At 66.3% G+C, this 9,748-nt stretch carries 9 protein-coding genes and 1 other RNA gene; 2 read left to right on the top strand and 8 right to left on the bottom strand.

Features of this window, described 5'->3' with window-relative positions; all coding sequences use genetic code 11:
* Genes QWL29_RS23550 through mraZ form a run of 5 tightly spaced genes read right to left on the bottom strand, consistent with a single transcriptional unit; the run spans window position 1 to window position 5,026 of the window.
* The gene (locus QWL29_RS23550; protein ID WP_305825286.1) at window positions 1-1,536 is read right to left on the bottom strand and encodes a UDP-N-acetylmuramoyl-L-alanyl-D-glutamate--2,6-diaminopimelate ligase; all 1,536 of its coding nucleotides are present in this window, start codon (window positions 1,534-1,536) and stop codon (window positions 1-3) included.
* Window positions 1,536-3,311, bottom strand: coding sequence for a peptidoglycan D,D-transpeptidase FtsI family protein (locus QWL29_RS23555; protein WP_305825287.1), 1,776 nt, complete (start codon window positions 3,309-3,311; stop codon window positions 1,536-1,538). Before QWL29_RS23555 ends, QWL29_RS23550 begins: the two co-directional genes overlap by 1 nt.
* Window positions 3,308-3,580, bottom strand: coding sequence for a cell division protein FtsL (gene ftsL / locus QWL29_RS23560; RefSeq protein ID WP_305825288.1), 273 nt, complete (start codon window positions 3,578-3,580; stop codon window positions 3,308-3,310). The genes QWL29_RS23555 and ftsL overlap by 4 nt, the downstream gene beginning before the upstream one ends.
* Entirely contained in the window at window positions 3,577-4,590 is a 1,014-nt protein-coding gene (rsmH, locus tag QWL29_RS23565; protein ID WP_305825289.1) for a 16S rRNA (cytosine(1402)-N(4))-methyltransferase RsmH, read from the bottom strand. The genes ftsL and rsmH overlap by 4 nt, the downstream gene beginning before the upstream one ends.
* A gap of 7 nt (window positions 4,591-4,597) precedes the next feature.
* On the bottom strand, window positions 4,598-5,026 hold the full coding sequence (gene mraZ, locus QWL29_RS23570) for a division/cell wall cluster transcriptional repressor MraZ (RefSeq protein WP_305825290.1): 429 nt from the start codon (window positions 5,024-5,026) through the stop codon (window positions 4,598-4,600).
* Window positions 5,027-5,439: 413 nt separating this feature from the next.
* On the opposite strand from mraZ, the gene QWL29_RS23575 reads away from it, so the two are divergent.
* Both QWL29_RS23575 and QWL29_RS23580 read left to right on the top strand, forming a co-directional pair.
* The gene (locus QWL29_RS23575) at window positions 5,440-6,396 is read left to right on the top strand and encodes an AAA family ATPase (protein ID WP_305825291.1); all 957 of its coding nucleotides are present in this window, start codon (window positions 5,440-5,442) and stop codon (window positions 6,394-6,396) included.
* Window positions 6,397-6,468: 72 nt separating this feature from the next.
* Complete coding sequence (locus tag QWL29_RS23580) at window positions 6,469-7,167, top strand: fumarylacetoacetate hydrolase family protein (protein WP_305825292.1); 699 nt, start codon at window positions 6,469-6,471, stop codon at window positions 7,165-7,167.
* Between the two features lie 43 nt (window positions 7,168-7,210).
* Here QWL29_RS23580 and QWL29_RS23585 read toward each other — a convergent pair whose 3' ends face one another.
* The 3 genes from QWL29_RS23585 to rnpB all read right to left on the bottom strand — a co-directional run bounded on the left by QWL29_RS23585 (window position 7,211) and on the right by rnpB (window position 9,593).
* Window positions 7,211-7,729 carry a PH domain-containing protein gene (locus QWL29_RS23585; RefSeq protein WP_305825293.1) on the bottom strand — a complete coding sequence of 173 codons (519 nt, stop codon included), beginning with the start codon at window positions 7,727-7,729 and terminating at the stop codon, window positions 7,211-7,213.
* Window positions 7,730-7,744: 15 nt separating this feature from the next.
* Window positions 7,745-9,232, bottom strand: coding sequence for a glycerol kinase GlpK (gene glpK / locus QWL29_RS23590; RefSeq protein ID WP_305825294.1), 1,488 nt, complete (start codon window positions 9,230-9,232; stop codon window positions 7,745-7,747).
* Window positions 9,233-9,253: 21 nt separating this feature from the next.
* An RNA gene (gene rnpB / locus QWL29_RS23595) (RNase P RNA component class A) lies at window positions 9,254-9,593 on the bottom strand.
* Window positions 9,594-9,748 lie beyond the last annotated feature (155 nt).

Below are 9,748 nucleotides of genomic sequence, written 5' to 3' on the forward strand. Positions count from 1 at the left end.
TTAGTGTGTCCTCATCATGGTGAGCCGCGCCGTCAGGGCCAGCGCGGCATGGTCTGCGTCGGAGAACGGCAGCTTCTTGCCCTTGATCTCCTGGTAGGGTTCGTGGCCCTTCCCGGCCAGCAGGATCACGTCCTGCTTGCCTGCCTGCTTGACGGCCGACAGGATCGCCGCCGCACGGTCTTCGATGGCCTGGTGGCGCGCGCCTGGCGCCATGCCGGCCACGACCTGGGCGATGATGGCGCCCGGCTCTTCGCTGCGCGGGTTGTCGCTGGTGACGATCACCTGGTTGGCCGCCTGGGCGATGGCGCCCATCTGCGGGCGCTTGCCCGGGTCGCGGTCGCCGCCGCAGCCGAACACGCACCACAGCGCGCCGCCGCGTTCCGTCGCCACCTGGCGCAGTGCGGTCAGGGTTTTTTCCAGCGCGTCCGGCGTGTGCGCGTAGTCGATCACGACCAGCGGCGCATCCTGGCCGCCGACCTGCTGCATGCGGCCCGGCGCCGGCGTCAGGGCCTCGATCGCCTCGACCGCGCGCTTGATGTCCACGCCCTTGGCCAGCAGCGTGCCCAGCACGGCCAGCGCATTGCTGATGTTGAAGTGGCCGACCAGGCGGGTCTTCACGAGCAGGCTGGCGCCGGCCGCTTCCAGGGTGAATTCGGTGCCGGCCGGGCGTGCGCGCTTGTGTGCGGCGCGCAGGATGGCAACGCCGTCGATGGCAGGCTGCTCGGCCTCGTTCTTCAGGGTGTAGCCGGTGACTGCGACTTGCGGCAGTTGCGTGCGCAGGTAATCGACCAGGCGCGCGCCGGCCGGATCGTCGAGGTTGACGACGGCAGTCTGCAGGCCCGGCCATGCGAACAGCTTGCGCTTGGCCGCTTCGTAGTTTTCCATGTCGCCATGGAAGTCGAGGTGGTCGCGCGTCAGGTTCGTGAACACGGCGACGTCGAAATGCATGCCGTTCGTGCGGCCCTGCTCCAGGCCGATGGACGAAACCTCGATGACCAGCGCGCGCGCGCCGGCGTCGCGCACGGCGGCCAGGTTAACGGCCAGCAGCACGGCGTCGGGCGTGGTGTAGCCGGTCTCGATGAATGCCGGTTCGGCACGGCCGCTGAACAGGCCCACGCCGAGCGTACCGATGACGGCGGCGGTCTCGCCCAGTTTCGCCAGCGCCTGGCCCAGCCAGACCGCGATCGAGGTCTTGCCGTTGGTGCCGGTGACGCCGACGGTAAACATGCCGGCGTCGGGCTGGCCGAGGCAGGCGTGGGCGATGGCGCCGGCCTGCGCCTTCAGTCCCGGTACTGCCAGGTGCTGGACGTCGAGCGCATCGTCCCATGCGAAACCGCTGTCGTCGAAGACCACGCCGGCGGCGCCGGCAGCCACAGCGGCGGCGATGTAGCGGCGCCCGTCCTGGGCGTCGCCCGGATAGGCGAAGAAGACGTCGCCGGCCTGCACGCGGCGCGAGTCGGAAACGAGTTTGCCGCCCGGTGCTGCGGCGGCAATCCAGCGGCAGATCTCTGCGAGCGGATGGATAGTCGGCGTCATCACAAGCTCTCCTCCAAAGGCTCATCGGGAATGATGATGTCGGTGACCGAGGAATCGGGCGGCACGTTGGCCGCGCGCAGCGCGTTCGCCGCCAGGTCGGCCGCGGTCGGCGCCGCGACGCTGCCGCCGGTGCGCAGCGCGCCGCGCGGGTTGTCGACCATGACCGCGATGATGAAGCGCGGCTTCGACATCGGCGCGATGCCGACGAAATAACCGATGTTGTCGGTGCGCGAGTAGCGGCCGTTGACGATCTTCTCGGCGGTGCCGGTCTTGCCGCCCACGCGGTAGCCCGGCACCTGCGCCTTCGACGCCGTGCCTTCCGGGCCGACCACGGATTCGAGCATGGTGCGCACCTGGGCCGCGGTCTGCGGCGAAATCACTTGCTGGCCGACCGGCTTCTCGTTCACCTTCACGAACGACAGCGGGATGATGTCGCCGTTGCGGGCGAAGATCATGTACGAGCGCGCCATCTGCAGCAGCGACACCGACAAACCGTGGCCGAAGGCCATGTTCGCGTATTCGATCGGGCGCCACGATTTCCACGGACGCACGCGGCCGGCGGTCGGGCCGGGGAAGCCGAAGCGCGGCGCCTGGCCGTAACCGAGCTTGGTGTACATCTCCCACATTTCCTGCGGCGGGATCAGCTGCGAGATCTTGACGACGCCGATGTTCGAGGACTTCTGGATGATGCCGCCCACGGTGCGCACGCCGTAGTTGTGGGTGTCGCGGATGGTTTTACCCGTGACGACCATGCGCCCCGGCGAGGTATCGAACACCGTGTTCGGCGTGATGCGCTTGGTTTCCAGGCCGAGCGCCACGGTCACCGGCTTGATCGTCGAGCCAGGCTCGAAAGTGTCGGTGATGACGCGGTTGCGCAGCTGGGCGCCGGTCAGGTGGCGGCGGTCGTTCGGGTTATAGCTCGGGTAGTTGGCCATGGCCAGCACTTCGCCGGTCTGCACGTCGAGCACCACGGCGCCGCCGGCCTGCGCATTGAACTTCTCGACCGCGTTCTTGACGCTGTTGTAGGCGATGTATTGCAGTTTGCTGTCGACCGACAGCACCAGGTCCTTGCCGTCGTGCGGCTCGCGCGACAGGCCCAGGTCTTCGACGATGCGGCCCAGGCGGTCCTTGATCACGCGGCGGCTGCCGGTGGCGCCGACCAGCGACTTCTGCTGCGCCAGCTCCATGCCTTCCTGGCCCACGTCCTCGACGTTGGTGAAGCCGACCACGTGGGTCATGACTTCGCCTTGCGGGTAGTAGCGCTTGTATTCCTTGCGCGTGTCGATGCCGCCGATCTTCAGCTTCTCGATCTGGGCGACCACGTCCATCTCGACCTGGCGCTTCAGGTAGACAAAGGTGCGGTCGGAGTCGAGCTTCTTGCGCAGGTCGGATTCCGGCATCTCCAGCAGGCGCGCCAGTTCCGCGATCTTTTCCGGCGGCGACTGCAGCACGTCTTCGGGGATCGCCCACACGGCGCGCACCGGCAGCGAGGACGCCAGCACTTCGCCGTTGCGGTCCATGATCTTGCCGCGCGTGGCCGGCAGTTCCAGGGTGCGCTCGTAGCGGCTCTTGCCCTGCTTTTGCAGGAACTGGGTCGACATGCCCTGCAGCCAGAGCGCGCGCGCGCCCAGCGCGGCAAAGGCGGCGAACAGCACGAACAGCATCACGCGCGAGCGCCAGTCGGGCAGGCGCACGGCCAGCACCGGGCTTTTCGAGAAAGCCATGCCTTTCGAGGCGGCCACGCGGCCGGTGGTGAAGGGCTTGTCGCGCTTCATCGCACGCCCTCCGTCAGGTACTGGGTGCGGGCCGGGGTCAGCGGGGTCATGTTCAGTTGCGTGCGCGCGATCTGCTCGATGCGCTCGTTCTTGCCGAGGGTGGACTGGTCGAGCTGGAGCTGCGACCAGTCGATGTCGAGCTGGCGCGACTGCTGCTGCAGGCGTTCGAGCTCGATGAACAGATGGCGCGACTGGTAGCGCGCGTTAACGAGCGTCAGGCCGCAGGCGATCAGGCCGACAGCCAGCACGGCGTTGAGCTTGTTGCTCATCGAGCGCTACCTTTTGCCACACCGGCCACACCGGCCACACCGGCCACACCGGCCACATCGTCCAGGCGCTCGGCCACGCGCAGCACCGCCGAGCGGGCGCGCGGGTTGGCGTCGACCTCGGCGTCGCTCGGCTTGATCTTGGCGATCAGCTTCATCAGCGGCTGCGGCAAATCGACGGCGCGGATCGGCAGGCGGCGGTCGGGCTGGGCGACCTTGGCTTTACTGGCCAGGAACTGCTTGACGATGCGGTCTTCCAGCGAATGGAAGCTGATCACCGACATGCGCGCGCCCGGCGCCAGCAGGTCGTAGGCGGCGCTCAGTCCGGCTTCGAGATCCTCAAGCTCTTTATTGATGAAAATCCGGATAGCCTGAAAGCTGCGGGTGGCCGGGTCCTTGCCTTTTTCACGAGTCTTGACCGCGTTTGCCACGATTGCGGCAAGCTGGCGTGTGCTTGAAATTGGCTCGACTGCCCGGCGAGCAACAATCGCCTTTGCAATCTGAAAAGCAAACCGTTCTTCCCCATAATCGCGTATGACCTTTTCCAAATGTTGTTCGGTGGCGCTGGCAATCCATTCGGCGGCGGAAATGCCGCGCGTGGTGTCCATGCGCATATCGAGCGGGCCGTCGTTGCGGAAGCTGAAGCCGCGGCCGGCGTCGTCGACCTGGGGCGACGAGATGCCGAGGTCGAGCAGGATGCCGTCGACCTGGCTGATGCCGCGTGCGCGCAGGGCCTCGCCCATGGTGGCGAAACTGTCGTGGACGATGCTGAAACGCGGGTCCGTGATCTGTTCGGCGGTGGCGATCGCCATCGGGTCTTTATCGAAAGCGATCAAACGGCCGTTCGCGCCCAGGCGCGACAGCAGCAGGCGGCTGTGGCCGCCGCGCCCAAACGTGCCGTCTATATAGATGCCGTCTGCGCGCTTGCCCTCGTCGAGGTCAAGCGCATCGATTGCTTCGTCAAGCAGTACGGTGCGATGCTGCAGTGCTGGCACCGTATCGGGTGTAATCATCGGTGCCTCAGAAAGAGAAATTGGAAAGGACATCCGGCATGCCGCCGGCAACCGCCTCGGCCTCGTCCGCGGCCAGCTTGGCGGCGTCCCAGATTTCGAAGTGGGTGCCCATGCCGAGCATCATCACTTCCTTTTCCAGCCCGACCGCGCCGCGCAGTTCGGGGGAAATCAGGATGCGGCCGGCGCTGTCGAGCTCGACATCGCAGGCGTTACCAAGGAAAATGCGCTGCCACGCACGGGCCGACATCGGCCAGGCGGCGATTTGCTCGCGGTGGGTTTCCCAGACCGGGCGGGGGAACAGCAGCAGGCAGCCGTGCGGGTGGCGGGTGAGGGTCAGGCGGCCTTCGCACTGGACTGCAAGGGCGTCACGGTGCTTTGCCGGTATTGACATCCGGCCTTTCGCATCGAGATTGATCGCTGACGCGCCTTGAAACACGTAGGTACCTAGTTTGGAGAGTTATCAGTCTAGTTGTTTTGCGCGCCGGGAGACCTGAATTTCTCCCACAAAACTGCACTTTTTCACACCGTTTCCCACTTTAGAGGAAGCGTTGTTGCTGGTCAAGCGAATTCCGTAGGGAAACTTTCGTTTTTTGCCAATGAAACCAAGGACTTAGCGCGCTTCCCTCAAGCGATCTCAAGACAGAATCTTCCGATAAATGAAGCACTTAGCTAAAACAGTGAATGTGCTACCTCATCTAGACAAGCTGTCTTTACGTTTGATCTAGCGCAAAAATTAAGCCGAATCGGCCCCCGCTTTCGACAACAATGGGGGGCGCACGCGACAGTGGCGTTAAATTGCGTGATCGGCGTGCACTGAGTTAGGATTTGTGCATAAAAGGAGCCGTCGCCGTGAGCATCGCCCTTGCCCGTATCCGCCCCGTGTATGACCTGATCGACGTGCAGGACGCGCTCGAGCGCAGCCGCGGGCGCTCGCCCGAACTCGACGCCTTTTATGAGCGCATGCTGGAAACCGGCCCCGAGCGCTTCGTCACCACGCCCTCCTCGCTCGACGTTCTGGACCCGCTGCGCGACGAATGCCCGAATTTCGATGAAGTGCTGGACGACCTGGCGCGCACCCTGCGCCTGGCCCACGCCGGCAACCGCGGCTGCAACCTGATGCCGATCCTGCTGCTGGGCGGGCCGGGCGTGGGCAAGACCCATTTCGCACGGCGCCTGGCGCGCGCCATGGGCACCGAATTCGAGCTGATCGGCATGAACGCGCTGTCGGCCGGCTTCGTCATCACCGGCAGCTCGGCCAGCTGGCGCGGGGCGAAGTGCGGCAAGGTCGCCGAGCGCCTGGTGCGCGGGCAGTTCGCCAATCCGGTGGTGGTGCTGGACGAAGTGGAAAAGGCCAGCGGCTCCTCGCAGTCCGATCCGCTGGCGGCGCTCTACCAGTTGCTGGAGCCGGAAACGGCGCAGGCCTTCCGCGACGAATACATCGACGTCGAGATCGACGCCAGCCAGATCTGCTGGGTGCTGACGGCCAATTCCACCGAAGGGATACCGGCGCCGCTGCTGAACCGGATGGCGGTGTACGAGGTGCCGGCGCCGACGCGCGAGCAGGCGGCAGGCATTGCGCGGCGCATCCTGGCGGCGCTGGTGGTGGAACTGAACCTGTCGGACTTCGACGATGGCCTGGGCGACGCGGTGCTCGACAAACTGGCGCCGGTGGCGCCGCGCGAACTGAGGAAGACCCTGCTCGATTGCCTGGGCTATGCGGTGGCCGACGGGCGCCGCCACCTGACGGCCGCGGACGTGCGCCTGCGGCCGGGGCCGGGGCCGGGCAAGGGGCGGATCGGATTTTGAGCTGGCCACCCGATGCGGCGCATTTCCCGCACGGGCATTAGAATGAGAGCAACCGCCAACCAGAGAGCTTTCATGACCGACTACGCCTTCACGCCGCCCGCCTTACCCTCGCTTGCCATCTTCGGCAGCAGCGAACGCTTCCCGATCCGCCGCGTGTTCTGCGTCGGCCGCAACTACGCCGCCCACGCCCGCGAGATGGGCAGCAATCCGGACCGCGAGCCGCCCTTCTTCTTCACCAAGCCGGCCGATGCGGTGGTGCCGGCCGAAGGCGCGCTGCCCTACCCGCCGGCTACGCAAGACCTGCACCATGAGATCGAACTGGTGGTGGCCCTGCGCAGCGGCGGCGCCGACATTCCAGCCGACGAAGCGCTGGCCAAGGTCTGGGGCTATGGCGTGGGCCTGGACCTGACGCGGCGCGACTTGCAGTCCGCGGCCAAGGAAAACGGCCGCCCCTGGGACATGGCGAAAGGCTTCGATGCCTCGGCGCCCTGCTCGCCGCTGCGCCCGGTGAGCAGTTTCGGCCACCCGTCGGAAGACGCCTGCATCCGCATTTCGGTGAACGGCACGGTGCGCCAGGAAGGCACGCTGGACGAGATGATCTGGCCGATCCCGGACATCATCGCCCACCTGTCGCGCCTGGTGACGCTGGCGCCAGGGGACCTGATCTTCACGGGTACGCCGTCGGGCGTGGGCGCCCTGAAACCGGGCGACCGCGTGCACGGTGAGATCGCCGGCGTGGATGAATTCGACCTGGAAGTCGTCGAGAAATAAACGCAGGTGGACGCCAAAGCCGCCTTGCGCGGCCCGGCCCACCCTACTTCCCGCCACGCAGCGTTGCCAGAAACGCTTCCGGCTGCTCCACGCTCAGCAGCAGCGACGGCCCGACCCGCGCCGGCAGATACACCACCTGGCTGCGGTCGGTCATCACCGCGAACACCACGCCATCACCCGCCCCCTTGAAGCGGCCCGCCGTGTAGCCCGGCATATGGATGCCGTTGCGGCGCGCGCCGAGATGCGCTTCTTGAATAGCGCCATAGCTGCCGACCTTCGCCGCATCCAGCCTGAAGTCCGACAGCGGCCGGTCGTGCTCGTAGAAATGGGCGGCGCGCAGCAGGATCTTGCCGCCCTCGACGCGCAGCGCATTGTCGTGCACCGAATAGGCCAGGGTCACCGTGAACGGCAAGATCAGGATCGCCGACAGCGCCACGTTCTTCATGCACACGGCCAGGCCGTCGCGGCGGATCACCAGCAGCGGCGCGGCGCAGGCCAGCAGGGTGATCGCCGCCATGCTCCAGAATACGCCGTTGCCCACCGGGGCGATTGCAAACTGCATCCTCTCTCCATCCAGTCAATGTTCGGCCCAGGCCTTGGCGTGATCAACCGCCTTGGCCCAGCGCGCCATCAGCTCGGCGCGGCGCTCGATCGGCATGCCCGGCTCGAAGCGGCGCTCGGCGCGCCATAGCGATTCGATCTCTTCGCGCGAGGTCCAGAAGCCTTGCGCCAGTCCGGCCAGGTAGGCCGCGCCGAGCGCCGTCGTTTCCGTGACCGCCGGGCGCACCACCGGCACGCCGAGCAGGTCGGCCTGGAACTGCATCAGCAAATCGTTGCGCGCGGCGCCGCCATCGGCGCGCACCTCGGTGACCGGGCAGGCGGCGTCCTTCTGCATGGCGTCGAGCAGTTCCGCGCTCTGGTAGGCGATCGCCTCCACCGCAGCGCGCGCGATGTGGGCGGCCGTGGTCCCGCGCGTCATGCCGACGATGGTCCCGCGCGCATACGGGTCCCAGTGCGGCGCGCCAAGGCCGACAAAGGCCGGCACCAGCATCACGCCGCCGCTGTCGGTGACCGACATCGCCAGCGGCTCGACCTCCTTCGACTCCTTGATGATGCCGAGGCCGTCGCGCAGCCATTGCACGGTGGCGCCGCCCATGAAGACGCTGCCCTCGAGCAGGTAGTCGGTGCGGCCGTCCACCTTCCAGCCGATCGTCGCCAGCAGGCGATTGCGCGACACCGGCGCCATGTAACCGGCGTGCATCAGCATGAAGCAGCCGGTGCCATAGGTATTCTTGACCATGCCCTTGGCGTAGCAGGCCTGGCCGAAGGTGGCGGCCTGCTGGTCGCCGGCGATGCCGCTGACGGGAATCGCGCGCCCGAACCATTCCTCATTGGTCCGCCCCACTTCGCCGGCGCTGCGCACGACTTCCGGCAGCAGCGCTTCCGGAATGGCGAACAGCGCCAGCAGGGCCGGGTCCCAGCGCATCGTGTGGATGTTGTAGAGCATGGTGCGCGAGGCATTGCTCACATCGGTGACGTGGCGCCCGCAGAGCTTGTAGACGAGCCAGCTGTCGACCGTGCCGAAGCAGAGTTCACCGCGCTCGGCGCGATCGCGCGCGCCGGGCACGTTCTCCAGCAGCCAGGCCAGCTTGGTGGCGGAAAAATAGGCGTCGAGTTCGAGGCCGGTGCTGCGCTGGATCAGGCGGGCGTGGCCTTCGGCGCGCAGGCGGTCGCAGGCGCCGGCGGTGCGGCGGTCTTGCCAGACGATGGCGCGGGCGATCGGCTCGCCCGTGGCGCGGTCCCAGACGACGGTGCTTTCGCGCTGGTTGGCGATGCCGATGGCGGCGACCTGCGCAGCGTCGACGCCGCCGTCGCGCAAGACCTTGCGCGCGCAGGCGAGCTGGCTGGTCCAGATGTCGAGCGCGTCGTGCTCGACCCATCCGGGCTGGGGGAAATGCTGGGGAAATTCCTGCTGGGCGCAGACGAAGACCTGGCCCTGGCGGTCGAACAGGATGGCACGGGAACTGGTGGTTCCCTGGTCGAGCGCCAGGATGTATTGCGGCATCAAACCTCCGCGCAAAATTCAGTGTAAAGCAGGCCGATAGGCCGGATTCTGTTGGCTGGTCTCCTCGAAAGGACTCCCGCCACGACAATCATTCCTCTAGGCGCCGAATTACTCCGGCGCTCAAGCTTCCTACCCGCACGCTCCGCGAGCAACATCAACGCGTGCCTATTTGGAATTGCTCCGAGTGGAGGTTACCGCGTTTCACCGTAACTAAATACGCTCGTCTCTGTGGCCCTATTCCTCGCCTTATACCTTGCGGCTTTCGGCGGACGGCCGTTAACCGTCACCCTGCTCTATGGAGTCCGGACCTTCCTCCCGCCAGCGCCTTGCGGCGCCAGCCAGCGACTGTCTGGCCTGCTTCACGGACATCATTGTAACCGATGGGGGTGCGCTGCACCTAGCGTGTCGGTTCGGCTGGCAGCTTCATGTGCAAAGTAAGGCTTGTCCCCGACTCGTCCAAGTCTTGATACCTGGCGGTCTCAAGAACCAATTGCAACACCGGGGTTAATGGATCGC

It is taken from the genome of Massilia brevitalea (assembly GCF_030711405.1).
GTDB classification, from domain to species: Bacteria; Pseudomonadota; Gammaproteobacteria; order Burkholderiales; family Burkholderiaceae_D; genus Telluria; species Telluria brevitalea.